We start from the raw sequence: 25,663 nt of genomic DNA on the forward strand, positions 1-25,663 counted from the left end.
CTAGTTGGTTACCTGGCGCCAAAATGAGCGTCGGCTTTTTGAACTTTCGTGATCACCAGAGGGATTAACCGCTATCAAAGCTTGCCGACGAACGGTATATAGCGGAGCAGCGAAACAGCCCTTCGTGTCGGATAAAAAACCAAGTGCCGGAAACAACCGATCTTCATCGGCCGATGGCTGTCGGAAGCCTTACCGAACGACGAAACGGAGGCACCATGAGCCAGAAGTACAAAGTGGGCGATCACGTCAGCTGGAATTCGGAAGCAGGACGGGTCAGCGGTCACATCACCCGAGTGCACACGGCCGACACCGAATTCATGGGCCGCACACGGCGCGCCAGCCCGGACGAGCCGCAATACGAGATCAAGAGCGACAAGACCGACCATGTGGCGATGCATAAAGAGTCGGCGCTCAGGAAGCTGAGCTGAGGCATGGTTCAGCCAGCCACGGTGTGGACCATCGGCCACTCGACGCGCTCGCTGGAGCAGCTGATCGAGCTACTGCGCCACCATCAGATCGAGGCTATCGCCGACGTCCGCCGCTTTCCCGGCTCAAGGCGATTGCCGCAGTTCGGCGAGGCAGCCTTGCGCGAAGGTCTGGAAGCGCACGGACTGCACTATCAATGGATCGAGGAACTGGGCGGCAGACGGCGGCCTCTGAAGGATTCGTTAAACCTGGCCTGGCGCAACAGCTCGTTTCGCGGCTATGCCGACCATCTGCGCAGCGATGAATTCGACCGCGGCCTGCAGCGCCTACTGGAAATGGCGGCGCAACGGCGCACGGCGATGATGTGCGCCGAGGTGCTCTGGTGGCGCTGCCATCGTTCGCTGGTCTCGGACGTGTTGAAAATGCGCGGTATCGAAGTCCTGCATATCCAGGACGAGAAGCCGCCGGCCGCCCACCCGTTCACCGCCCCTGCCCGCCTGGTCGACGGGCAGCTGAGCTATGCGGAGGGCAAAGGCGAGTCGTTGAGAAAGGAAGTCGGCAGCGGGCAGATCAAGCTGGATCTGTAGCAGCCGCTGGGTGGTCACTGCGACCACCCGGCCAGGGGATTGGCTCAGGCGCGTTCGATGCGATCGGGGTGGATGACGATGCGGCCCTGCTTGTAAAGACCACCGATGGCCTTCTTGAAGTTGCCCTTGCTGACGCCGAAGCGGCGGGCAATTTCTTCGGCCGGGCTCTTGTCGCTGACATCCAGCGAGCCCTGGTTTTCTTCCAGTTTCTGCAGGATCAGCGCCTGCAGCGCATCGGTCGCCTCACTACCCACCGGCTGCAGGCTCAGGCTGATCTTGCCGTCGGGCCGCAGCTCCTTGATATAGCCACGCTCGCGCATGCCTCCACGGAGAAACTTGAACACCTCGTTCTTGTGAATCAGGCCCCAGTGCTGGCCATTGATGATCGCCTTGAAACCGAGATCGGTCGCCTCGACGATCAGCAGGTCCACCGCCTCTCCTACCTTGTAATTCGCCGCGGTCTTGTCCAGGTAGCGATCCAGGCGTGCCGTGGCGGTAATGCGTCGGGTGCGCTTGTCGACGTAGACGTAGACCACGCAGTAATCACCCACCTGCAGCGGCCGCTTCTCCTCCGAATGCGGCAAGAGCAAGTCCTTGGGCAGGCCCCAGTCGAGGAACAGGCCAACGCGGTTGATCTCCGCCACCTTCAGACTGGCGAATTCACCGACCTGCACCTTGGGCTTTTCGGTGATGGCGATCAGCTTGTCCTCGCTGTCGAGGTAGATGAAGACGTTCAGCCAGTCATCCACCTCGGTCGGCGTGTCCTTGGGGACGTAGCGGTTGGGCAGCAGGATTTCGCCGTCCGGGCCGCCGTCGAGATAGAGGCCGAAACCGGTGTGCTTGACGATCTGCAGGCTGTTGTAGCGTCCGATTGCGGCCATGTGGGCGGTCCCGAATATAAAGGCGGCGATTCTAGCGCCTGTCAGCGTGGCAATGCATAGGCGATCACCGAATCACCGGCTTTGGTGCCCAGCGAGCCATGTCCGCCGGCGACCACCACCACCATCTGCCGACCCGAGCGGCTCTCGTAGGTCATCGGCGTGGCCTGACCGCCGGCCGGCAGACGCGCTTTCCATAGTTCGCGGCCGGTGCTGACATCGTACGCACGCAGGTAGTAGTCCAGCGTGCCGCTCAAGAACGCCACACCCCCGGCGGTGAGCATCGGTCCGCCAAGGCTCGGCACGCCCATCTTGAACGGCAGCGGAATCGGCGCACGGTCGCGCACCGTGCCGTTCTTGCGCAGCCAATGCGTCTTGCCGGTACGCAGATCGGCGCCGGCCACGTAGCCCCACGGCGGCGCGGTGCATGGCAGGCCAATGGGCGATACGAAAGCCTTCAGCTCAACGGCGAAGGGCGAGCCGAAGTTCTCGTTGAGAAACGGCTCCTCCTCGGATACGTAAGTCGTCTCGGCGTCCTCGCGCGGAATCAGGCGCGAGGTGAATGCCAGATAGGCCGGCGCGCTGAACACCATCTGCCGCACCGGATCGACCGCTACCCCGCCCCAGTTGAACACGCCGAAATTGCCCGGATGCACCAGCGTGCCCTGCGTTGAAGGCGGCGTGTAACGGCCTTCGTAGCGCAAGGAATGGAACTGGATATGGCACATCATCTGGTCGATCAGCGTGGCGCCCCACAGGTCCTTGCCCTGCAGCTTCGGCGGCTCATAGGACAGTGCCGAGGCTGGCTGCGTCTTGGCGACCCAGTCGCCCTCGGCCGCGCCCTGCGGCGCCGGCACCTCGCGTACCGGCAGGATCGGCTCGCCCGTGCGACGGTCCAGCACATAAATGTCGCCCTGCTTGGTCGGCGCCACCAGCGCCGGGACCGGGCCCTCTTCGGTCTGGATATCGACCAGGCTTGGCTGCGCCGGCACGTCCATGTCCCACAGATCATGGCGCACGGTCTGGAACACCCAGCGCAGCTCGCCGCTCTCCAGATCCAGCGCAACGATCGAAGAAGAAAAGCGTTCGCTGTTCTCGCTCCGTCGACCACCCCATTGATCGGGCACCTGATTGCCCAGCGGCACGTAGATCAAACCCAGCGCCTCGTCTGCACTGGAAATGCTCCAGCTGTTCGGGCTGCTGGCGCTGTAGGTTTCACCCGCTGCAATGGGCGCGGTCTCGTCTGGATTGCCAGGATCCCAGTTCCACTTCAGCTCGCCGGTGTAGACGTCATAGGCACGGATCACTCCGGAAGGCTCATTGGCGCGAACATTGTCGTTCACCGCCCCGCCGATGATGACCAGGTCGCGCGCCACCACTGGCGGCGAGGTCGAGTAGTAGAAGCCCTCCTTGACGTGGGGCATGTTGGCCCACAGGTCCACCTCGCCGTTATCGCCAAAACCGGGACAGATCTCACCGGTCTTGGCATCCAGGGCGATCAGCCGCGCGTCGGCGGTGGGCATGAACAGCCGCTGGCGACAGCTCTGCGTCTCGTTGCCGGCCGGTGCGGCGTGGTAGGACAGCCCGCGACAGGTCAGATGTTGGCGGTTGACCGAATGCGGCACCTTGGGATCGAAGCGCCAGCGTTCCTGTCCGGTCTCGGCATCCAGTGCGATGACGAAGTTGTGCGGCGTGCACAGGTACAGGCTGTCATCGATCTTCAGCGGCGTGACTTCGTAGGTGGTCTCGTTCGGATCTTCGGGGCCGCGCAGGTCACCGGTATGGTAATGCCACACCGGCTCCAGACGCTCGACATTGGCCGGCGTGATCTGCGCCAGCGGCGAGTAGCGCTGACCGTGCTGCGTGCGCCCATAGGCATGCCAGTCGCCGGCCGGCACGCTGTCGGTAGCGGGCGCTTCTGCCAACGGTGGCGGCAGCATGCCCTTGATGTCATGGCTGTCGTGGCCGATGGCATAGACCGCCGTACCGCCCCACAGCAGCACCGCCAGCAGCAACGGCAGTGCAGCACCACCCCACGCACGCCAGCCGAAATGCTGCCAGCCCAGCCGCTGCACGACCCAAGGCATGAGCAGCCACAACCCGAGCGGCGCGATGATGCTGCCGCGAGGAGCCAGCTGCCACCAGTCGGGCCCTACCTCGTACAGGGCCCAACCGAGCGCCCCGAGCATGAGCAGTGCATAGACCCACAAGGCTGCGCGTCTGCGCATCAGCAGGAGGACGCCCGTCAGCAGAAAACCGCCAGCCACGACCGCGAAATACCAGGTGCCTCCGAGACTGATGACTTTCGCGCCGCCGGCAGCCAGCGCCAAGCCGATGACGATGCAGAACAATCCGCTGATGACCACAGCCACGGCATTTCTCCCTCGATCTTGTTATCGAACCCGTACAACCCCTTTCAGGGGGCCGCCATCAGCGGCCGCCTGAAAAGTGGGACAGGCAATGCGCGGGAATGCTCCGTGCCGATCGAAGATCGCTGCATCGGCCGCGGTCAGCCACCACGGCCATGTCGATCATAGACGTCAGCGGGATTCGAGCCCGACCTGCAGCAGCTTGCCGTTACCGGCATCGGTGAGCAGGTAGAGAAAGCCATCCGGCCCGACACGGACATCGCGTATGCGCGCGCCCATGTCCTTGAGCAGACGCTCCTCACCGACGATGCGATCGCCGTCCAGGCGCAGACGGATCAGTGACTGATCCACCAGAGCACCGATGAACAGGCTGTGCTGCCAGGCTGGGAAACGCTCGGCGTCGTAGAACGCCATGCCACTGACGCCGGGGGATTTCGTCCAGACGTGATGCGGCGGCTCGGTGCCCGGCACGGTCTTGCCCTTGGCTTCGGGGATCGGCAGCATGCTGTAGTTGATGCCATGGGTCGCCAGCGGCCAGCCATAGTTCTTGCCGGCTTGCGGAATGTTGATCTCGTCGCCGCCCCGCGGGCCGTGCTCGTGGGTCCAGAGCACTCCGCTCCAGGGGTTGAGTGCAGCGCCCTGCTGATTGCGGTGGCCATAGGACCAGATTTCCGGCCGCGCACCATCCTGGCCAACGTAGGGGTTGTCCTGCGGCACACTGCCGTCGGGCCGGATGCGCACCACCTTGCCCTGGTGCTTGTCGAGGTCCTGTGCAGTGGAGCGCTGATTGTTCTCACCCAGGGCGACGAATAGATGGCCGTCGCCATCGAACACCAGCCGCGAGCCGAAATGCACACCACTGGACAGCTTCGGTTGCTGGCGGAAGATCACCTTGAAGTTCTCCAGCCGGGACAGATCCTCACTGAGCCTACCGCGCCCTACGGCCGTTCCGGCCATGCCCTGTTCGCCGGCTTCGGCATAGCTGAGATACACCAGCCGGTCGGTCTGAAAGTCCGGCGACAACCGTACGTCCAGCAAGCCGCCCTGCGAGCGGGCGAATACATCCGGCACCCCGGCCAGCGGCTCGGAAAGATGGCCATCCAGATCGACCAGACGCAGATGTCCCGGCCGTTCGGTCACCAGCATCCGCTTGCCGTCCGGCAGAAAGGCCAATCCCCACGGGTTCTCCAGACCGGTGATGATTTCTTTCACCCTGACCGTGCCAGCCTCGCTGGGATATTCCTGCGGCTCGGCGACGAGCTGGAGCGAGAACGCACAACCGACGCCGAAGAGCGCGGAGCGAATGACGTGACGATGCATGGCGTTCCTCCCAAGTAGCCTGACGCGGCAAGCTCCGCGCCACAACGCTCTATTGAAGACCAGCGCGGCGCGGCAAGCGTTGCGAAAACACTTCAGGAAATGACCACCTGTAAAAAGCTGAACAAAATTTGATCAAATCTGTATAATGCCCGGTTCGACTGATTGAAGGAAAAGCGATCCATGGCCACCAAGACCACCACCGCCAAGCGCAAGCCCGAACCTGCTACCGAAACCAGCCAATCCCTTGCCGCACAGATGGCAGCCTTTCTCAAGGCTGGCGGCGAAATCCAGACCATCCCCAATGGCGTGAGCGGCCAGACCCAAGGCCCGTCCCGCCAGATCACCATCAGCAAGAAGTGATCGACTGATCCGAACCGCTTTCGGCGAGCCGTTCCATGGCTCGCCGCGTTCCGCCTCCCTTCTGATCCTTTTCGAGCATCCCATGACCGACCCCGTGCGCCTTGCCAAACGCGTCGCCGAGCAATTCGGCTGTTCCCGGCGCGAGGCCGAGCTGTATGTCGAGGGCGGCTGGGTCACCGTCGACGGCGAGCTGATCGAAGCGCCCTTCGTCAAGGTCGGGCCCGAACAGCGCATCGAGCTAAAGGCAGGTGCCACTGCCCGCGAAGTCGCCCCCGTCACCCTCTTGCTGCACAAGCCGGCCGGCCTGGCGATCGGAGCCGAGGCGGAACGCATCCGCCAGGTGCTGCTGGATGGCGAACACTGGCAGGACGATCCCAACCGCATCGAGCCACTGCAACGTCACCTGCTGCGGCAACACCATCTGCTGCCGCTGGATGATGACGCCAGCGGCCTGGCGATCTTCACTCAGCAGCGCGAAGTGATCCGTGTGCTGACCGGTGCACGGGACAAACCGGAGCAGGAGTACATCGTCGAAGTCACCGGCGAGGCCGAAGAAGGCGGCCTGGCGCTGCTGGCCAAGGGCATCGGTCATCGTGGCAAGATCCTGCCCAAGGCCAAGGTCAGCTGGCAGAGCGAGAGCCGCCTGCGCGTGGTGCTCAAGGAGCCCGCGCCGGGTGATGTACGCATGCTCTGCGAGGCCATCGGCCTGCGTGTCATCGCCAGCAAGCGCATCCGCATCGGCCGGCTGTCGATGGCCAAGTTGCCGGTGGGGCACTGGCGCTTCCTCGGCGAGCACGAACGCTTCTGACGCCTCGGCCCGAGCCCGCCCGCAGCGCCGGTCGGCGGAGCGCACTTGCCTAACGGGCAACTGTGAACCAGTCTTTGCCGCGTATCGCGGCAAATCGCCACGACATCTCACCCGAACACAGGATCGTGATGCGGACTCTTCTGCTCTGGCTGTTGATCTGTTTTTCAGCTCCGGCACTGGCAGCCGAGCCCGTCGCCGTCTGGGCGTACCAGCCCTCTCCTCCGTTCGCCTCCGGTCAAGGCCGCGGGCTCTCCGAGGCGCTGGTAGAGCTGCTCAATGAACACCCGAGCAATCAGGATCGTTTCGAGTTTCGCCTGAGTCAGCTGCCACGCAAGCGCCTCGACGCCCGGCTCGCCGCCAACGAGCCAGGCATCCTGCTCTGGGCCACGCCGGAATTCTTTCCCGAGCACCTGACCACCGGCGCCAGCTGGACGCCTCCGCTGCTCTGCGACATCCAGGATTTCGTTTCCCACCGTGACGCACCGGTCGACTACGATGGGCCACGCTCACTGCACGGCAAGCGTCTGGGCGGCATCCTCGGTCACCGCTACCGCGAGTTGCAACCCGACATCGACAAGGGATTGATCCGCCGCGAAGACGTGCACAGCGACCTGCAGAACCTGAACAAGCTCCTCTCCGAGCGCATCGATGTGGTGCTCATGCCACGCTCTTCCCGCCTGTTCTATAGCCTGACCGAGACATCGGCGGACCAGCTGTACGTCTCGCCCAAGCCGCTCTATGTCTTCGATCGCCACCTGCTGATGACTGCCAGCCTGCCCGCCGAAACCACACAATTCATGCAGCAGATGATTGCCGACCTGCCCCACAGCGCACGCTGGCTCAAGCTGCTCAGGCGCTACGGCCTGCACGAGATGAGCGCACCCTGCCCCAGATACTGAGCGAACGTAAGCGCCACTGGCGAATCGAAGCTGGCACACCGCATACTGGCGAAAAGAGAACGGAGTACCAATTCAGCCATGAAAAAGGCATTGCTGTTCGGCCTGTTTTTGGCCCTCGGCGGCTGCGCCAGCCAGTCCTGCGATCGCGTCTGGAGCGACAGCTGTCGAGCCGAGCGCCTGCTTTACCAGAACGACCTGATGCAGGCGAAGATCCTGATCTCGGTCGGCAACGAGGATGGCTACGAGCTGGCGCAGGCCCTGCTCGATCGCAGCGCGCGCCTCGACCGGCGGGGTGAAACCGAGTTCTACCAGGCGCTGCTACTGATCCGCCAGGGCCCGGAACCGTCCGAAGTGCTGCAACTGCTGGAGCAGGCCAAGCGCAAGGGTCATCCACATGCGGTGGCGTTGCTCTACAAGATCTATCAGGAACCCTACCTGCTCGCCGAAGCCGATCCGGAAAGGGCCGAGGGCTACCGCCAAGCCTATGGCGAGCTTGATGTCGCGCGCAGCGGTTACCCGTCGTTCGAAAAGTCGCTGGAACTGGTCGACCAGCTGGTCGCCCCGCCGCCGCCTGCCGCCGAATATCAGGCCCCCTGTCCGCAGCACTGCCTGGAGCAGGCCCGCTGACCCGTCATTGACACTTGTCGCGCCGCTCCAGACGGCGCCGCTTACGGTGCAGGGGTCTGCAAGATGCGTGGCTCCTGCTCGCCGTCAGCCACCGCACGGGCTTCCTGCTCGGAGCCATAGGGTCCCCCGATGATCGTGCCGTCCAGCTCCACGACCCAGCACACCGCCCAGGTCGGGCGCCAGGCCTTGGGTACGTCGTCGCCGCTGAGATGCTTGATCTGAGTGCTCATGGCTGCTCTCCACTGCTGTAGGAATGTCCACCGCCGCGCGCTACGCGGCGGGCGCTTATTCTGAAGACCACGGCATGGCCGACTTTGCTCGCCCCCGGCAAGCAGATCCCCCTTCGATCGAACCACCGCCAGCGCCTTGGCTCTACGGAAAAGGCGCCGACCGCGAGGAACCGAGGATGCGTACCACCCGACTGCTTGTGCTAACGCTGCTGATCGCGACGCTGCTGGCGGGCTGCAGTCGCGCCACGCTGGTCTATCGCAACCTCGACACGCTGATTCCCTGGACACTCAACGATTACCTGGACCTGGACCGCACCCAGCAGCGCGAACTGCGCCAACGGCTGCGCGAACATCTGGCCTGGCACTGCAGCACCCAGTTGCCGGAACTCCTTGCCAGGCTTGACCGGCTGGAGCGAAGCAGTGCCGACGGCCAACTCGAGCCGAGCGATCTGGAGCCACACTACCGCGGCGTACGCGACGCCATGCACAGCATCGCGGTGGAAGTCACCCCGACCGCCACCGATCTGCTGCGGGCATTGAACGACGCGCAAGTCGAGGAACTGCGCAAGGCGCTGGACGAGAACCGCCGTGAACACCGAGAGAAATACCTCGAGCCGCCCCTGGAGCAGCAGATCCGCGAACGCGCCGAGCGCATGCAGGAGCGCCTGCAATACTGGTTCGGCCCGCTGAACGCGCAGCAGCGCCAGCGCGTGCTGCGCTGGGCGCACACCCTGAGCGAGCAGAACAGCCGCTGGCTGCGCAACCGCGAGCAATGGCAGGCGATGCTGCTAGCCGCCGTCGAGCAGCGCCACGGCGGCGATTTCGATAAGCGTATCGCCCGGCTCTTGCAGGATCGCGAAGCGCTGCTGAACGAAGATGACCGCGCGGCGCTGCAACGCGCAGAACAGGCCGGTCTGGAACTGGTGGCCGACCTCCATCGTCTGGCCGACGACGGCCAGCGCGCCCATCTGAGCGGCCGGCTGGCGCAGCTGCAGAGCGACTTCGGCAGTCTGAAGTGCCTGGCCCAGGCCGGCTGACGGCCGGGCCTCAGCGCCCCGTCGAGGTCAGCCGGCGCAGGGCCTCACGCTGCGTCGGCTCGTCGAGGTCGAGCAACCACTGCGGCTTGCCCGCCACCAGCGCCGCCAGCGGCACGCCATCGCGGTAGAGGATGCGGTTGCCCGGCAGCGCCGGCACCTTGCTGCCCGGCAACAGCGTCCCCAACTGATTCAGCGGATCGACCGCCGAGACCGCCAGCAGCTCGCCCGCCAACGGTCGCTTGCGCACCTCGCGCAACAGCGCCAGCGCTTCCGGCAAGGCGAACTGCTCGCCCGCCACGCCTGCGACGAAACGCCCGCCGCGGATCTCGCCACGCGCTTCCAGCCGGTGGTAGACCCGCAACAGCTCGCGCCAGGGCGGCAACCAGTCCGCCTCGCGCGCCAGCAGTCGCCAGAACACCACGCCGTAACGGCGCAGCAGCACGCGGGCAATATGCTCCAGCGCCTGGATCGGAAGAACGGCGTGCCCGGCGACATCCCCCGCCACCGGCTTGCGCACAAGCGCCCAACGCCCCGCGTCGGCCATACTGCCGATAAAGGCGCCTCCGCGGGTTCGCCGCGCCGTGCGCGAACGCTTGCTGGCCGGCGTCAGCAGCGCGCGCAGGCCGGCGAAGCTGTCGGCGTTCACCAGCCCGACCGCCACCAGTTCGCCCAGGGCGTCCTCCAGTTCGCTGCGCAGCAGATGGGCATCGTGCTGCAGTTCGTCGAAGAACAGCGCGCCATGGGTCTGCAGGCAATCGAACACGCGCTGCGCCCGCGATGACAGTTCCGGCGCGGGCGCGTCGCTGGCCAATGCATGCCAGGCACCGAGCTGGCGCCGCGGCAACAGTACGATGGGCGTGCCACGTACCGGCCCGCCGCTGGCCTTGAGACGCCCGGACAGCCGCGTCCAGACAATGCGACCGGAGCGGCACAGCTCATCCAGCCAGGTGCTGCCGTAATCCTTCAGACGGGCCGGCAGCAAATCGCTTTCCCAGGCCGTCGCGGCCGCCTGGAAGCCTTCCAGCTGCTCGACCAGAGTGCCCAGCGCCTCGCGCCCCTGCATGCGGGTGCCCGCCGACAAATGCTGCCAGTCGGCGAGAAAGCGCATGCAGTCGGCAAGCTCCACCGGCTCGATCTCGCGGCGCAGGCGCTTGACCGTGTAGCGATGGATGCGCGCCAGCAGGTGCCGCTCGCACCACTCGTCCTCGCTCGCTCCCGGGCTGAAGCGCCCGCGCAGCACATAGCCCTGGGCCTCCAGACGGGTCAGCGCCAGCGCCACCGCCGAGGCCGGCAGGGCCAGCGGTCTAGCAATCAGCGGCACCGGCAGCGGCGCGAAACCGCTCAGACGGGCGCGGATCAGTTCCACCAGCGCCTCCTCTTCGTCGAGCAGCTGGTCATAGCCGGCCGGCAATGGCAGACGCGGCTCGCAGGCCGCCTGCGGATAGATCGAACGCAGCCAGGCCAGGCGCTCCAGCGGGGTCCAGAGCGCGCGGTCGTGAGCCACCTGCAGGCGTGTCGCCCGCCCCGCGCGGGCCAGCTCGGCGAGCCATTGCAGCCAGTGCGGCTGCCCCGCCGCCTCGGCCTCGGCGATGCAGCCCAGCGCCGTCAGCGCCTCATGCAGCTCGTCGCTGTTGCGCGCCTCCGGCCAGGCCTCCGCCCCCACCGCCGCTATCGCCTCGGGGTCCAGCGCGCCAAGGTCGTCGGCTGATTCCGGATCGCTCCAGCGACGGGCGAGCACCGCCTGGGTGCGTCGCTCTTCCAACGGGGCGTCGTCGAGAAAGGCGTACGGGCGCGCGCCGAGGATTTCCATGGCCAGTGGCGACGGCGCCGGCAGGTCACGTGTCAGCAGCTCGACCTCTCCCCGCTCCATGCGCCGCAGCAGCGCCAGCCAACCCTCGCTGTCCATGGCCTCGTGCAGGCAGTCGTCGAGGGTCTGGCGCACCAGCGGGTGGTCAGGAATCTCCCGTTCACCCACGATGTTCTCCAGGCAGGCCACCTGATCGGGGAACACCGTGGCCAGCAGGTCTTCGCTTTTCATCCGCTGCAGCTGCGGCGCCACCTTGCGCCCGCCGGCCATGCGCGGCAGGGCCAGCGCGGTAGTGGCGATCCAGCGCCAGCGCACGCCGAACAGCGGCGCGTCGAGCAGCGCCTGGATCAGCACCTGTTCGGCACTGGCCGAATGCAGGTAGCGCCAGACCTCATCCAGCGCGAAGCTGTGACTGGTCGACAGCGAGAGGATGATCGCGTCCTCGGTGGCTGCCGCCTGCAGCTCGAAGTTGAAGGTGCGACAGAAGCGCTTGCGCAGCGCCAGGCCCCAGGCGCGGTTGATGCGGCTGCCATAGGGCGAGTGGATCACCAGCTGGGTGCCGCCGGACTCATCGAAGAAGCGCTCCATGATCAGCCGCCGCTGGGTCGGCAACGCGCCCAGCGCCGCACGTGCACGGGACAGGTATTCGACGATCTGCTGCGCGGCTTCGCGTGGGATGCCCGGGGTACCGGCGAGCCAATCGATCACCGGCTGCAGGCGTTCGGCCGCTTGCGACTCGGCGCTGGCCAGCCGCTGGTCGATTTCCCCACGCAGGCGGGCGACCGCGAAGGACAGCTCGTCGCTGCGCCCTGGCGCTTCGCCGAGCCAGAACGGGATGCTTGGCGGCATGCCCTGGGCGTCCTCCACGCGCACCCGCCCCGCCTCGATCTTGAGGATGCGGTAGGAGGTGTTGCCGAGCTGGAACACGTCCCCGGCCAGGCTCTCCACGGCGAAATCCTCGTTCACCGTGCCGATGTTCAGCCCCTGCGGCTCCAGCAGCACGGCGTAGTCGGAGTTGTCGGCGATGGTGCCGCCGGAGGTCAGCGCGGTTAGCCGCCCGCCGCGGCGGCCGCGCAGGCTGCGGGTCGCCAGGTCGCGATGCAGATAGCCGCCGCGCGCGCCGTGGCGAGTGGTATAGCCTTCGGCGAGCATCCTCAGCAGCGCCTGATAAGTGGCGTCATCCAGCACCGCATAGGGCATCGCCCGGCGCAGCAGCGCCAGCAGCGCGTCCTCCTGCCATTCTCGGCTGGATACCTCGGCGACGATCTGCTGGGCCAGCACGTCCAGCGGCGCCGGGGGAATTCTCAGCGTGTCCAGTTCGCCGCGGCGCACGGCATCGAGCAGCGCGGCGCATTCGATCAGGTCATCACGCGAGCTGGGAAACAGGCGCCCCTTGGATACACCCGCCACCTGGTGACCGGCGCGTCCTACTCGCTGCAGGAAAGCGGCGATCGAGCGCGGCGAGCCGAGCTGGCAGACCAGTTCCACGTCGCCGATATCGATGCCCAGTTCCAGCGAGGCGGTGGCCACCAGCACCCGCAGTTCGCCGCGTTTGAGCTTCTGCTCGGCCGTCAGCCGCTGCTCGCGCGCCAGGCTGCCATGGTGCGCCGCCACCACCGCGCCGCCCAGCCGTTCGGCCAGATGGCGGGTGGTGCGCTCGGCCATGCGGCGCGTGTTGACGAACACCAGGGTGGTCCGATGCTCGCCGGCGAGCGCGGCCAGGCGGTCGTAGACCAGCGCCCAGGCATCGTTGCTCATCACCGCTTCCAGCGGCACCGGCGGGACTTCCAGCGCCAGGTCGCGGGCGCGGCCATGGCCAATATCGACGATTTCGCAAGGGCGCTCGGTTCCGACCAGAAAGCGCGCAACCGCGTCTATGGGCTTCTGTGTGGCGGACAACCCGACGCGCACCAGCGGTCGTTCGCAGAGCGCCTCCAGCCGCTCCAGCGACAACGCCAGGTGGCTGCCGCGCTTGTTGCCGGCGATGGCGTGAATCTCGTCGACGATCACGCTGCGCACATCGCGCAGCATCTGCCGCCCGGACTCGGAGCCGAGCAGCACGTAGAGCGATTCCGGCGTGGTGACCAGGATGTGCGGCACCCGCTTGCGCATCGCGTTGCGCTCGGCCTGCGGCGTGTCGCCGGTGCGCACAGCGGTGCGAATGTCCACCGGCGGCAGGCCGAGCCGTTGCAGCTCGGCGCCGATGCCGGCCAGCGGTTGCTCGAGGTTGATATGGATATCGTTGGACAGCGCCTTGAGCGGCGACACGTAGAGCACCTGGGTGCCGTCGACCAGCCCGCCCTCGGTCAGGCCCTGCTGCACCAGCGCGTCGATGGCAGCGAGAAAGGCGGTCAGCGTCTTGCCCGAACCGGTCGGCGCGGCGACCAGGGTCGAGCGACCGGCGCGTACCAACGGCCAGGCTGCTGCCTGAGCCGGTGTCGGGGCGGGAAAGCTGCGGGAAAACCAGCCCGCCACGGCGGGATGGAAGCGGCACAGCGGATCGGGGGCAGGCATGCTCATGCCGATGAATATGGTGCCGCGCCTGCCATTGCACAAGCGACAGCCGGTCGGCTGTGGGGAAACGGCACCGGCATATGGCGGTCAACTCCAGACAACGGCAACGCAACGGAGACGATCATGACCACAACGCCCCTGAGCCTGGACAACGCGATGCAACTGGCCTCGGAAGCCTTTCTGCCCTGTGGCTGCGTGACCAGCGCCAACCCCGAAGACGACAGCTTCGGTTTCACCGTGATGAACGGCAGCGGCGAAGAACTCGCCCGGGTGGCGCAGGTGCGCGACTACGCCGACCCGCTGCGCATGGCCCAGGTCATCGAGCAGACCCGCCAGGAGCTGATCGACAAGGGCTGTACCCTGGAGCCCTGGACGATGCCCTTCATCACCGACGCCAGCGCCATTCCGGAAACCACTCCGAACTACTGAGGAGGCGGCATGAGCGATCCCGTTCTGTTGATCACCGGCGCCTCGTCCGGGATCGGTGCGGCCACCGCGCGCCAGGCCGCCCAGGCCGGCTATCGCCTGGCACTGGCCGCGCGTTCGGCGGACAAGCTGCAGCGGCTGGTTGATGAAATCGGTTCGCAGCGCGCCATCGCCATCCGCTGCGACGTCACCGACCATGCCGACCAGCAGGCCATGGTGCAGCAGGTGCTGGAGCGCTTCGGCCAGCTCGATGCGGTCTACGCCAACGCCGGCATACCGGGCAGCGAAGGCGGCTTCAGCGCGGCCGACCCGGCGGTATGGAAGGAAATGCTGCTGACCAACGTCTACGGCGTCGGGCTGACGCTGCGCTGCACGCTCGACGCGCTCAAGGCCAGCCGCGGCCATCTGCTGCTCACCGGCTCGGCGGCCGGGCGCTTCGTCATTCCCGGTTCGATGTACAGCGCCAGCAAATGGGCGGTGACCGGCATGGGCCTGAGCGTGCGCGAGGAGCTGCGCGGCAGCGGTGTACGGGTCACGCTGATCGAGCCGGGCATGGTCGATACGCCGCTGTTCGACGAGCCGCCGGCTTACGCCCTGCAACCGGAGGACATCGGCCGTGCGGTGGTCTATGCCCTGTCGCAACCGGCCCATGTGGACGTCAACGAAATCCTGATCCGCCCGACACCACCCCTGCAGGACAGTCCATAGGCACGGCGTTCAGCGCGGGTCGCTGCGTTGCTGCTGTTGCTGCAGGTGGCCCGACTCGTTGATCTCCGCCGGACCGACCGTATCGCCATGCCGGTGTTCACCTGCGCCACGCACCCGCTGCAACTGGATGACCTCGCCCTGCTCCCAGGCATTGGCGGCAGGATGGACCGAGGGTTGTGGAATCGATTGGCGGTTGCGGCGGGTCTCCCGGGTATCCACGCCAATACGCCGATCGCGCGCCTTTTCCAGCGCCGGATCGAGCTGGCCGTCGGCGGTAAAGCCCATCATCAGCGCCGGAATACCGTAGGGCAGCTCCTTGTCGCGATCGGTGTGCCAGGTATGCCAGGTCTTGCCGTAGGTGCTGACCACCTGCTCCATCAGCTGCCGCTCCGCCACCTCAGGCAGGCCGGGCGCAACCAGGGTGCCGGACTTCACCTCGTAGTCGTGGCTGTGCCAGAGCTTCTTTTCCTCTTCCGGCAGCGTTTCGAACAGGCGCGCGCTGATGATGTATTCCACGCCCATCAGCTTGGCGTCGCGGCCGTTGCCGTCATAGATCAGCGCCTGCATCACCTCCTCGTTGAGGCGGGTGACATAGTGATGCGCCTCCATCTGTCCGTTCATGTCGCCGTTGTAGAAATGGAAGCCGTTGAGATAGGCGCTGACCGCGTTCAGCGGCGCCTGGCCCTGCAGCAAACGGGCGCCGGCCTCCAGCGCACGGGTCTCGGTACTTTTCGGCGCGCCCGCCGCCTCGGTGTAGGGTGCGGTGTCGTGCTGCCCGCAGGCCCCCAGAACGGCCGCGCTACAAAGGACCAGTGACTTTCGCATCGTTCGATCTCCTGCTTTGCTCATACGGGGAGTGACCACGTGCATTGCGCATTTCTTCACCACGGCCTACCCGTCCGGCAGAAACTTTTGCCCTTTGCCCCGTGTCGCTATGGGAGGCCGTTTCGGTCGCGCAAGAACCTAGGGGGACAGCCATGGGCAACCTGGCACAACAGCCGCATCCGGCATTGGCCGAACTCGATCAGTTGCTGCAGCGCTATCGACAGGTGCGCGCGACCAGCGAGGCGATCTGCGCGCCTCTGCAGATCGAGGATTACGTGATCCAGAGCACGCCGGAGGTCAGCCCGCCGAAATGGCACCTGGCGCATGTCACCTGGTTCTTCGAGACATTCGTACTGTTGCCCTACCTGCCGAGCTATCGATGCCAGAACAAGGCCTACGACTTTCTGTTCAATTCCTACTACCAGACCCACGGCGTGCCGTTCCCCAGGGCTCGACGCGGCATGCTTTCCCGCCCCGGGGTGAAGGAGGTCTATCGCTACCGCGAGCAGGTGGACCAGGCAATCGGCGAGCTGCTAGCCAACCCGCCTCGCGAGCAGGCCGCCGAGATCGTCCGGCGGGTCGGGCTGGGCTTGCAGCACGAGCAACAACATCAGGAACTGCTGCTGATGGACATCAAGCACATCCTGGCGCAGAACCCGCTGCATCCGGTCTATCGCGACGACCTGGCCAGCCCGTTGCCGAGCCGCCCGGCACGCCCCCGCTGGTATGACTATGCCGGTGGGGTGCAGCACATCGGCCATGCCGGCAGTGATTTCGCCTTCGATTGCGAAACGCCGCGGCATCGCCAGTTCGTCGAGGATTTCCAGCTTGCCGAGCGCCTGGTAACCAATGGCGAGTACCTGTCGTTCATCGCTGACGGCGGCTACGCCCGGCTGGAGCTGTGGCTTTCCGACGGCTGGGACCTGATCCAGCAGGCCGGCTGGAACGCACCGCTGTACTGGCTGCGAGAAGACGAAGCCTGGCATGAAATGACCTTGGGCGGGCTGCGCACGCTGGACCTGGAAGCACCGGTCTGCCACGTCAGCTACTACGAGGCTGATGCCTATGCACGCTGGGCCGGCGCACGCCTGCCGAGCGAGGCCGAGTGGGAGATGGCGGCGGCCGACCAGCCGCTACGTGGCAACTTTCTCGAGAGCGACTACCTGCAACCGGTCGCCGCGCCCACCGGCCACGACGGCCCGCTGCAGCTGTTCGGCGATGTCTGGGAATGGACAGCCAGCGCCTACCTGCCCTACCCCGGCTTCCGCCCGCTGGAAGGCAGCCTCGGTGAATACAACGGCAAATTCATGTCCGGCCAGATGGTGCTGCGCGGAGGCTGTTGCGCCACGCCGGAATCCCACGTGCGGGTCACCTACCGCAACTTCTTCCAGCCGGCGATGCGCTGGCAGTTCGCCGGGCTGCGCCTGGCACGAGGACTCTGAGCATGGCCCTGGCGATTCATTTTCACGATCAGCTGCAGCAGCCGCATGAGGCCTCGCTGCGCGACGAGACCCTGGCCGGATTCGCCGCCACACCGAAGTGGGCGTCACCGAAGTTCTTCTATGATCGGCGCGGGTCCGAGCTGTTCGAGCAGATATGCCGGCAGCCGGAGTACTACATCACCCGCACCGAGGAACAGATCCTTGCCGAGGCGGCCAACGACATCCTCGACATCGCCGGCCCTCACAGCGACCTGATCGAGCTGGGCAGCGGCGCCAGCCGCAAGGTCCGCCTGCTGCTGGAGGCGCTGCACCCGACCAGCTACCTGGGCATCGACATCTCCGAAGACTTCCTGCTCAGCAGCACCCAACGGCTGGCGGCGGACTATCCCTGGCTGGAAGTGCATGCCGCCTGTACCGACTTTTCCCATGAACTGAACCTGCCGGACGACTTCTCCAGCGAGCACCCGCTGGTGTTCTTCCCCGGCTCGAGCATCGGCAACTTCACCCCCGCCGAGGCCAGGGCCTTCCTGCAGCGTTTGCACGACGTGCTGCCGGCCGGCGGCGGGCTGCTGATCGGCGTCGACCTGGTCAAGGAGCGCGCCGTGCTCGAGGCCGCCTACAACGACCGCGCCCACGTAACCGCCGCCTTCAACCTCAACCTGCTGCAGCGCATCCGCAACGAGCTGGACAGCGACATCGACCCGTCGCGTTTCGTCCATCGAGCATTTTTCAACGAGAACGAATCGCGCATCGAGATGCATCTGATCAGCCCCGAGGCCCAGGACGTGACCATCGAAGGCCGGCGCTTTCATTTCGACGCCGGGGAAAGCCTGCACACGGAAAACTCCTACAAGTACACGCTGGAATCCTTCGTCGCGCTGGCGGACACAGCCGGTTTCGACTGCCGTGGCCAGTGGACCGATCGGCGCGAACTGTTCAGCGTGAACTACCTGCAACGACGCTGAACCATGACTGCATACCGCTCGAACGTCATCGCCCTGGGCCTACTGGGCGCCTTGCTGACACAAGCCGCTACAGCCGATCAGGACATGCGCATCACCCAGCTGCAGCGATGCGGTGACCTGTTCTCCAAGCAGGCGCTGAGCTGGTGCCTGCGAACCCGCGTACTTCCGGAAAGCGAGGTGGAGCTTAAGCTCGACGGTCGCCCGCTGCGTGCCGAGCAAATCCGCCGCGACGGCGAGCGCATGCGCCTGACCCTCGCGCCTGACGAGCTACGCAGCGGCCCGCTGTGGCTGGAGCACGGCGGCCGGCGCAGCAATCCGGTCTGGCTGTCGGCCGGACGTAGCCAGGTGGTCGCCGCCAGGGCGGATGAGGTGACGCGCAACATGGACGGGCTGACTACCTACGTCGATCTGGTCAGCCTGATCATCGAGGAAGACCATGAAGGCCTGGCGAAGGCACAGCAGCTGGCCGAGAAGTATGGGGCGAAGCTGGTCGGCGCCATCCCCCCGCTCAATACCTATCAGCTGCGCCTGCCGGTGGACAACCTGATCGAACGCGATGCCATGGTGTTGCGCCTGGGCAGCGAGGAAGGCGTGGATGCGGTGGTGATCGAGGAATCCGCTGCGGAAAACGAGGAGCAGGAACAGCCGAAGCAGCCGCGCCAACAGAACCGCGAATGGGCCGCCAACCGCTTCCTCGATGCGGTCGACTACTACCGTGAACGCATCCCGGACGGCCAGCGCGCCGCCGAGCGCAAGCCGGTGCGCATCGGCATCATCGAGCGCGCGGTGGACTTCGACGCGCCGCACTTCGCCGAATACCTGCAGCCCTGCGATCCGCGGCAGCAGCGCACCTGCCTCTACGCCCGCGACGCCGACAAGCCGGACAACCATGGCAGCAGCGTGACCGGCATTCTCGCCGCGCACGCCAGCGACGCCCGCGACCAGGGCTTTCTCGCCTCGCTGGACGGCACCGGACCGGGCTTCGAAGTGATCGTCGAGCGCAACTCGGATGCCGGCATCACCGCCAATGTCGCAGCCTCGGTGAATCTGGTCGAAGATGGCGCACGGATTCTCAACTGGAGCTGGGGTATCCATCGCATCGGCACCTTGGACGTGGAAGGCGAGCCGGTGGATTCGCTGCTGCGCTCGGGCATCGCCATGAGCGGCTACGAGGAGTTGCTGGAAGAGTTCTTCCTCTGGCTGCGCCGCGAGCACCCCGACGTGCTGGTGATCAATTCCGCCGGCAACGGCTCCGCTCACTCGAGCCGCGACGACTACCGCCTGCCCTCCTCCTTCATCACTGAGCAGCTGCTGGTGGTCGGTGGCCACGAGCGCAACGCCAAGAAAGAGGTTTCAGTGCAGCACCCGGACTACGTGCGCAAGCGCAAGTCGTCGAACGTCGACATGCGTGTGGACATCACCGCCGCCGCCTGCACCCGCGCCGCCAGCCTCAACCCCGAGCAGCGCGGCGACGTGCACTGCGGCACGTCCTACGCCACGCCACTGGTGGCCGGCGCGGTGGCGGCCATGCTGTCGGTCAATCCGGAACTCACCCCCGATCAGGTGCGTGAACTGCTGCGCCGCAGCGCCATGACCATCGGCCGCGATTCGGACTTCGAGCCGGCCGAGGCGGACGACCTGACGGCGCCGATCCTGCCGTCCGAGCGCGGTTATCGGCTGGATGACAACGATGTCGGCCGCTCGGCACGACTGGACATGCGCAAGGCGCTGGAACTGACGGTGAAGAGCCTGGAGAACCCGCGCTAGGTCACCTCACTCCATGTCGCCGCACAGCTCGGCGGCGCGCAGCAAAGCGGCAGTCAGCGCATGGCGTTCCCACTGCGGCAGTCCGGCGAACCGCGCACGGAATTCCGGTGGCAGCAAGGCTGGCGCGTCCTCCAGCAGTTCCCGGCCGCTGTCGCTGAGCAGCAGCCACTGGCGGCGACGATCCTGGTCGTCACGCTGACGCTGCAACAGCCCGCGTTCCTCGAGCCGATCCAGCTGACCGGACAGCGTCGCGGCGGTCAAGCTCACGCGCCGGCTCAGGGCGCTGGCGGTCATCTGTCCTTCGCCGGCCAGCACTTGCAGGATCATCAGCTGCACGGGGCTCAAGCCGCCGAAACGGGCGAGCCGCTTGGCATGCACCTCGGCGTCCTGCTGCAGTCGGCGCATGGCCTGGAACAGCGGCATCTCGAAGGCCTGGAGCCCGGCAAGATTATTTTCATTTGAAACGGTTTCTTCAGCCATGAATACGCTTTCATGTGGATCATTAACTTTGACATCAAAGCATTATTTTGCTTTGGTGTAAAAGATGACTGACCCGATCGAGCCTGAACCAGCGCCGCTGCGCTGGTCCGAAAAGCTGAACTTCGATGATGACGGGTCAGTCACACTCCCCAACGGCAAAACCGGTAAGGACTTTATGTGTGGCATAGCTGGAGAACTTCGTTTCGATAACCGCCCGGCCGACCTGGCCGCGGTTGAACGCATCACCCAACACCTGACTGCGCGCGGCCCCGACGCGTGCGGTTTTCACAGCCAGGGGCCGCTGGCGCTTGGCCACCGACGCCTGAAGATCATGGATCTGTGCGAGGCCTCCGGCCAGCCGATGATCGACTCGGCCCTCGGCCTGTCGATGGTCTTCAACGGCGCCATCTACAACTACCCCGAATTGCGTGCCGAGCTGGAAAATCTCGGCTATCGCTTCTTCTCCGAAGGCGACACCGAGGTACTGCTCAAAGGCTTCCACGCCTGGGGCGAGGCGTTGCTGCCGCGCCTGAACGGCATGTTCGCCTTCGCGATCTGGGAGCGCGACCGTCAGCAACTGTTCATTGCCCGCGACCGCCTCGGCGTCAAGCCGCTGTACCTGTCGCGCACCGACCAGCGCCTGCGCTTCGCCTCTTCGCTGCCGGCGCTGCTCAAGGGCGGCGATATCGCCGGCGTGCTGAATCCGGTGGCACTGAACCACTACATGAGCTTCCACGCGGTGGTGCCGGCGCCGGACACGCTGATTGCCGGCATCGAGAAGTTGCCGCCGGCCAGCTGGATGCGCATCGACGCCGACGGCACGACCACCACCGAACGCTGGTGGAACCTGCGCTTCGGCGCCCATGAGGAGGAACGCGACTACAGCTTCGAGGACTGGAAAAGCCTGACCCTGGACACCATGCGCGAGGCGGTGGCGATCCGTCAGCGCGCTGCAGTGGACGTCGGTGTGCTGCTTTCAGGAGGCGTCGATTCCAGCCTGCTGGTGGGCCTGCTGCGAGAGGCCGGTGTCGACGACAACCTGCTGACCTTCTCCATCGGCTTCGAAGACGCCGGCGGCGAGCGCGGCGACGAGTTCAAGTACTCGGACCTCATCGCCAAGCACTACAACACCCGCCATCATCAGCTGCGCATCCAGGAAAAGGAAATCCTCGAGCAGCTGCCGGCCGCCTTCCAGGCGATGAGCGAGCCAATGGTCAGCCATGACTGCATCGCCTTCTACCTGCTCTCGCGGGAAGTGGCCAAGCACTGCAAAGTGGTGCAGAGCGGTCAGGGCGCCGACGAACTGTTCGCCGGTTACCACTGGTATCCGCAGGTGGATGGCGCCGAGGACCCGGTGGCGGCCTACCTCGCTGCGTTCCGCGACCGCAGCTACGAGGAATACGCCGAAACCATGCAGCAGCAGTGGGTCAAGGGCGATTTCTCCGGCGAGTTCGTCCGTCAGCACTTCGCCCAGCCAGGGGCCGAGGCTGCGGTGGACAAGGCGCTGCGCATCGACAGCACGGTGATGCTGGTCGACGACCCGGTCAAACGCGTCGACAACATGACCATGGCCTGGGGCCTGGAGGCGCGCACGCCGTTTCTCGACTATCGCGTGGCCGAGCTGTCGGCACGCATCCCGGCGAAATTCAAGTTGCCGGAAGGCGGCAAGTACGTGCTCAAGGAAGCCGCACGCCAGGTGATCCCCGCCGCGGTGATCGACCGACCCAAGGGTTATTTCCCGGTGCCGGGCCTCAAGCACCTGCAGGGCGCCACGTTGAACTGGGTGCGCGAAATGCTGCTCGACCCCAGCCAGGAACGCGGGCTGTACAACCCGCAGATGCTGGAGAAGCTGCTCGCCGATCCGGATGGCCAGCTCACCCCGCTGCGCGGTTCAAAACTCTGGCAGCTGGCGGCGGTCAACCTATGGTTGAGCGAGCAAGGCCTTTAGGGGCCGCCGATGAGTTCGCCTTGTCGCGAAAGCCCCGATAACCCGCTCACGAACGGCTGCGGTTGGCTTGCATCAAGGGGCGGACACTTCGCCCCGCGACCCGCTGCTTCGTGACCTAGCATCAAGGAACGTACCATGCAGAAGTCCCAAGCCTACGGTCAGCGTCTGTTGCGCGGGCAGGCACCGACCTACCAGCGCTTGCAGGCACGCTTCGCGGAGGACGGCCACGAGGAGCCCTGCGGCCCGGTGACCCTGCACTGCGGCTGGGGCCGCATCCTGGTTGGCCACACTTATTCCGATCCGGCGCAGCTGGCGGCCGAACTGCTCAACGAGCAGGCCGGCGAGCGCGACATCGCGCTGTATGTCGCAGCGCCGCATCAGGTGCTGTCCTACGCACCACAACAGCTGTTCCTCGACCCCTCGGACACGCTGCGCATCTGGTTCAGCGACTATCGCCCCTCGCAAAAGCCCTTCCGCGGCTTCTGCGTACGCCGCGCACAGAGCGAGGCGGACTGGCATGCGATCAACGGCCTGTACCAGTCGCGCGGCATGATGCCGGTCGACCCGGAGCGCTGCACGCCTCGCGAAAAGGGCGGCCCGGTGTACTGGCTGGCCGAGGACGAAACCTCCGGACAGATCATCGGCAGCGTGATGGGCATCGATCACCACCGCGCTTTCAATGATCCGGAGAACGGCTCGAGCCTCTGGTGCCTGGCAGTCTCACCCAGTTGCCCGCGGCCCGGCGTCGGCGAGGCGCTGGTTCGCCATCTGATCGAGCACTACATGGGCCGTGGCCTGGCTTATCTGGATCTGTCCGTGCTGCACGACAATCAGCAGGCCAAGGCGCTCTACGCCAAGCTCGGCTTTCGTGATCTGCAGACCTTCACCGTCAAGCGCAAGAACAGCTTCAACCAGCCGCTGTTCCTCGGTCCGGGGCCGGAGGCCAAGCTCAACCCATACGCCAAGATCATCGTCGACGAAGCTCGCCGGCGTGGCATCGAGATCGAGATCAACGATGCCGAAGCCGGGCTGTTTACCCTGACCCAGGGCGGCCGGCGGGTGCGCTGCCGCGAGTCGCTTTCCGACCTGACCTCGGCGGTGAGCATGACCCTCTGCCAGGACAAGCGCCTGACTCACCGAACCCTCTCCCACGCTGGCATCCGCCTCCCGGCGCAGCAGCTGGCGGGCACACCGGCAGATAACGCGGCTTTCCTTGCCGAACACGGCAGCGTGGTGGTCAAGCCGGTGGACGGCGAACAGGGCATGGGGGTGGCGGTGGACCTGCGCGACGCCGTCGAGATGGAGGAAGCCTTTCAGCGCGCGCGGCAGTTCGACAGCCGCGTACTGCTAGAAAGTTTCCACCCGGGACTGGACCTGCGCATCGTGGTCATCGGCTACGAGGTGGTCGCCGCGGCAATCCGCCGGCCAGCGGAAGTGATTGGAGACGGTCGCACCAGCATCGGCGCGCTGATCGAGAAGCAGAGCCGGCGACGCCAGGCCGCCACCGGCGGCGAAAGTCATATTCCGCTGGATGAGGAAACCCAGCGCTGCTTGCGTGACGCAGGCTTCGAATTCGACAGCGTGCTGCCCGCCGGCCAGCGCCTGTCCGTGCGCCGTACCGCCAACCTGCATACCGGCGGCACGCTGGAGGATGTCACCGCTCAGCTGCATCCGGAGCTGAGCGATGCCGCGGTGCGCGCCGCCCGTGCGCTGGACATCCCGGTGGTCGGCCTGGACCTGCTGGTGCCGGCGCCGGACCAGCCGGAGTATGTCTTCATCGAAGCCAACGAGCGCGTCGGCCTGGCCAATCACGAGCCACAGCCGACCGCCGAGCGCTTCATCGACCTGCTCTTTCCGCTCAGCGTCGCCGGCTGAGCAACCCCGCCCGGCCTCGCGCCGGGCAGGCAGTCGATCCAGGGCACCCTGGTGCCCTTCGATTTTTCCCCATTCATCTCATTGGCTGGCTGCGAGCCGCCGCCCAACGGGAGGTTTCCATGACCGCAAAACTACCCGAACCCGACCTCAACTACCTGCAACGGGTACTGCTGGAAATGCTCGCCATTCCCAGCCCCACCGGTTTCACCGACACCATTGTGCGCTATGTCGCCGAGCGCCTGACCGAACTCGGCATCCCCTTCGAGCTGACCCGCCGCGGCACCATCCGCGCCACGCTCAAGGGTCGCCGCTACAGCCCGGACCGCGCAGTCGCCGCGCACCTCGACACCATCGGCGCGATCGTCCGCGAGGTTCACGACTCCGGCCGCCTCGGCCTGGCCCCCGTCGGCTGCTGGTCGAGCCGCTTCGCCGAAGGCAGCCGCGTCAGCGTTTTCACCGATACCGGGGTGATCCGCGGCAGCGTGTTGCCGCTGCTGGCGTCGGGGCATGCCTTCAACACTGCAGTGGACGAAGCGCCGGTCAGCTGGGACCACGTCGAACTGCGCCTGGATGCCTATACCTACAGCCACGCCGAAACCTGCGCGCTGGGGGTCAACGTCGGCGACTTCGTCGCCTTCGACCCGATGCCGGAATTCACCGAAAGCGGCTATATCAGCGCTCGCCACCTCGACGACAAGGCTGGTGTCGCCGCCCTGCTGGCGTCCCTCAAGGCCATCGTCGAAAGCGGTCGCGAGCCGCCGATCGACGTGCATCCGCTGTTCACCATCACCGAAGAGACCGGCTCAGGTGCGGCCGGCGCCCTGCCCTGGGACGTCAGCGAGTTTGTCGGCATCGATATTGCTCCGGCGGCCAAGGGCCAGGCCTCCAGCGAGCATGCGGTGACCGTGGCCATGCAGGATTCCGGCGGCCCTTACGATTTCCATTTGTCGCGCCATCTGCTCAAGCTGGCCGGTGAACACGAGATCCCGGTGCGCCGCGATCTGTTTCGCTATTACCACAGTGATGCCCAGTCGGCGATCGAAGCGGGTCACGACATTCGCACCGCGCTCCTGGCCTTCGGTTGCGACGCCACCCACGGCTATGAGCGCACCCATATCGACAGTCTCGCGGCAATGAGCCGACTGCTCTGCAGCTACATGCTGAGCCCGCCGGTGTTCGCCAGCGACGCCCATCACACCCAGGACTCCCTCGAACGCTTCAGCCACCAACTGGAGCACGAAGCGCAGATGGAGAATGACACCCGCGTGCCGCCAGTCGATACCCTTGTCGGCCGTCATGCCAACGAGCGCGACAGCTGAGCCAAAGGCTTACGTGACGAGGCGCTTTCTTCCGGCAGCCAAGGCT

At 65.8% G+C, this 25,663-nt stretch carries 22 protein-coding genes; 15 read left to right on the top strand and 7 right to left on the bottom strand.

Annotated features, from left to right (window positions below):
* Window positions 1-215 precede the first annotated feature (215 nt).
* Together HZR81_RS12755 and HZR81_RS12760 are read left to right on the top strand one after the other, a co-directional pair.
* Window positions 216-428 (top strand): hypervirulence associated TUDOR domain-containing protein, encoded by a 213-nt coding sequence (locus HZR81_RS12755; RefSeq protein ID WP_161611888.1) that lies wholly within the window; start codon window positions 216-218, stop codon window positions 426-428.
* A 3-nt stretch (window positions 429-431) separates the two neighbouring features.
* The gene (locus tag HZR81_RS12760) at window positions 432-1,013 is read left to right on the top strand and encodes a DUF488 domain-containing protein (RefSeq protein WP_500128296.1); all 582 of its coding nucleotides are present in this window, start codon (window positions 432-434) and stop codon (window positions 1,011-1,013) included.
* Between the two features lie 44 nt (window positions 1,014-1,057).
* Here HZR81_RS12760 and HZR81_RS12765 read toward each other — a convergent pair whose 3' ends face one another.
* From HZR81_RS12765 to HZR81_RS12775, 3 genes are all read right to left on the bottom strand, one after another.
* Window positions 1,058-1,894, bottom strand: coding sequence for a CvfB family protein (locus HZR81_RS12765; protein WP_500128297.1), 837 nt, complete (start codon window positions 1,892-1,894; stop codon window positions 1,058-1,060).
* A gap of 41 nt (window positions 1,895-1,935) precedes the next feature.
* Window positions 1,936-4,263 (bottom strand): glucose/quinate/shikimate family membrane-bound PQQ-dependent dehydrogenase, encoded by a 2,328-nt coding sequence (locus HZR81_RS12770; RefSeq protein ID WP_500128298.1) that lies wholly within the window; start codon window positions 4,261-4,263, stop codon window positions 1,936-1,938.
* A 168-nt stretch (window positions 4,264-4,431) separates the two neighbouring features.
* Window positions 4,432-5,580: a PQQ-dependent sugar dehydrogenase gene (locus tag HZR81_RS12775; protein WP_500128299.1), complete on the bottom strand. Its 1,149-nt coding sequence runs from the start codon at window positions 5,578-5,580 to the stop codon at window positions 4,432-4,434.
* Between the two features lie 180 nt (window positions 5,581-5,760).
* On the opposite strand from HZR81_RS12775, the gene HZR81_RS12780 reads away from it, so the two are divergent.
* The 4 genes from HZR81_RS12780 (at window position 5,761) to HZR81_RS12795 (ending at window position 8,274) form a co-directional block, all read left to right on the top strand.
* Window positions 5,761-5,940: a PFL_1563 family small protein gene (locus HZR81_RS12780; protein WP_267932459.1), complete on the top strand. Its 180-nt coding sequence runs from the start codon at window positions 5,761-5,763 to the stop codon at window positions 5,938-5,940.
* 82 nt (window positions 5,941-6,022) lie between these two features.
* Window positions 6,023-6,748 carry an RNA pseudouridine synthase gene (locus HZR81_RS12785; protein WP_500128300.1) on the top strand — a complete coding sequence of 242 codons (726 nt, stop codon included), beginning with the start codon at window positions 6,023-6,025 and terminating at the stop codon, window positions 6,746-6,748.
* Between the two features lie 128 nt (window positions 6,749-6,876).
* Complete coding sequence (locus tag HZR81_RS12790) at window positions 6,877-7,647, top strand: PAAT family amino acid ABC transporter substrate-binding protein (protein ID WP_500128301.1); 771 nt, start codon at window positions 6,877-6,879, stop codon at window positions 7,645-7,647.
* Between the two features lie 78 nt (window positions 7,648-7,725).
* Window positions 7,726-8,274: a hypothetical protein gene (locus tag HZR81_RS12795; protein ID WP_063541409.1), complete on the top strand. Its 549-nt coding sequence runs from the start codon at window positions 7,726-7,728 to the stop codon at window positions 8,272-8,274.
* A gap of 41 nt (window positions 8,275-8,315) precedes the next feature.
* Here the strand turns inward: HZR81_RS12795 and HZR81_RS12800 are convergent, their stop codons facing one another.
* Window positions 8,316-8,504, bottom strand: coding sequence for a hypothetical protein (locus HZR81_RS12800; RefSeq protein WP_063541407.1), 189 nt, complete (start codon window positions 8,502-8,504; stop codon window positions 8,316-8,318).
* Window positions 8,505-8,680: 176 nt separating this feature from the next.
* Here HZR81_RS12800 and HZR81_RS12805 point away from each other — a divergent pair, with 176 nt between their 5' ends.
* The gene (locus HZR81_RS12805; protein ID WP_500128302.1) at window positions 8,681-9,541 is read left to right on the top strand and encodes a DUF6279 family lipoprotein; all 861 of its coding nucleotides are present in this window, start codon (window positions 8,681-8,683) and stop codon (window positions 9,539-9,541) included.
* Between the two features lie 10 nt (window positions 9,542-9,551).
* Here the strand turns inward: HZR81_RS12805 and HZR81_RS12810 are convergent, their stop codons facing one another.
* Window positions 9,552-13,868: a DEAD/DEAH box helicase gene (locus tag HZR81_RS12810; protein WP_500128303.1), complete on the bottom strand. Its 4,317-nt coding sequence runs from the start codon at window positions 13,866-13,868 to the stop codon at window positions 9,552-9,554.
* Window positions 13,869-13,985: 117 nt separating this feature from the next.
* Here HZR81_RS12810 and HZR81_RS12815 point away from each other — a divergent pair, with 117 nt between their 5' ends.
* Window positions 13,986-14,291: a hypothetical protein gene (locus HZR81_RS12815; RefSeq protein ID WP_013982271.1), complete on the top strand. Its 306-nt coding sequence runs from the start codon at window positions 13,986-13,988 to the stop codon at window positions 14,289-14,291.
* 9 nt (window positions 14,292-14,300) lie between these two features.
* A complete protein-coding gene (locus tag HZR81_RS12820; RefSeq protein WP_500128304.1) occupies window positions 14,301-14,996 on the top strand; it encodes an SDR family oxidoreductase in 696 nt (231 codons plus the stop codon).
* Between the two features lie 9 nt (window positions 14,997-15,005).
* On the opposite strand, the gene HZR81_RS12825 is transcribed toward HZR81_RS12820, so the two are convergent.
* Window positions 15,006-15,821: an OBAP family protein gene (locus HZR81_RS12825; protein ID WP_476477824.1), complete on the bottom strand. Its 816-nt coding sequence runs from the start codon at window positions 15,819-15,821 to the stop codon at window positions 15,006-15,008.
* 152 nt (window positions 15,822-15,973) lie between these two features.
* On the opposite strand from HZR81_RS12825, the gene egtB reads away from it, so the two are divergent.
* From egtB to HZR81_RS12840, 3 genes are read left to right on the top strand one after another with little or no spacing between them, the layout of a single operon-like run.
* Entirely contained in the window at window positions 15,974-17,263 is a 1,290-nt protein-coding gene (gene egtB, locus HZR81_RS12830; RefSeq protein WP_500128305.1) for an ergothioneine biosynthesis protein EgtB, read from the top strand.
* Window positions 17,264-17,265: 2 nt separating this feature from the next.
* Window positions 17,266-18,228, top strand: a complete 963-nt coding sequence (gene egtD, locus HZR81_RS12835; RefSeq protein ID WP_063541395.1) for an L-histidine N(alpha)-methyltransferase — start codon at window positions 17,266-17,268, stop codon at window positions 18,226-18,228.
* Window positions 18,229-18,231: 3 nt separating this feature from the next.
* On the top strand, window positions 18,232-19,995 hold the full coding sequence (locus tag HZR81_RS12840) for a S8/S53 family peptidase (RefSeq protein ID WP_500128307.1): 1,764 nt from the start codon (window positions 18,232-18,234) through the stop codon (window positions 19,993-19,995).
* 6 nt (window positions 19,996-20,001) lie between these two features.
* On the opposite strand, the gene HZR81_RS12845 is transcribed toward HZR81_RS12840, so the two are convergent.
* On the bottom strand, window positions 20,002-20,475 hold the full coding sequence (locus HZR81_RS12845; protein WP_110777701.1) for a MarR family winged helix-turn-helix transcriptional regulator: 474 nt from the start codon (window positions 20,473-20,475) through the stop codon (window positions 20,002-20,004).
* 175 nt (window positions 20,476-20,650) lie between these two features.
* On the opposite strand from HZR81_RS12845, the gene HZR81_RS12850 reads away from it, so the two are divergent.
* From HZR81_RS12850 to HZR81_RS12860, 3 genes are all read left to right on the top strand, one after another.
* Window positions 20,651-22,423, top strand: a complete 1,773-nt coding sequence (locus HZR81_RS12850; protein ID WP_133456310.1) for an N-acetylglutaminylglutamine amidotransferase — start codon at window positions 20,651-20,653, stop codon at window positions 22,421-22,423.
* Between the two features lie 135 nt (window positions 22,424-22,558).
* Window positions 22,559-24,298 (top strand): N-acetylglutaminylglutamine synthetase, encoded by a 1,740-nt coding sequence (gene ngg / locus HZR81_RS12855; RefSeq protein ID WP_500128308.1) that lies wholly within the window; start codon window positions 22,559-22,561, stop codon window positions 24,296-24,298.
* A 119-nt stretch (window positions 24,299-24,417) separates the two neighbouring features.
* Window positions 24,418-25,617, top strand: coding sequence for an osmoprotectant NAGGN system M42 family peptidase (locus HZR81_RS12860; protein WP_133455971.1), 1,200 nt, complete (start codon window positions 24,418-24,420; stop codon window positions 25,615-25,617).
* The last annotated feature ends 46 nt before the right edge of the window (window positions 25,618-25,663 follow it).

Source organism: Pseudomonas sp. LM13 (assembly GCF_041381355.1).
Taxonomy (GTDB): Bacteria; Pseudomonadota; Gammaproteobacteria; order Pseudomonadales; family Pseudomonadaceae; genus Stutzerimonas; species Stutzerimonas frequens.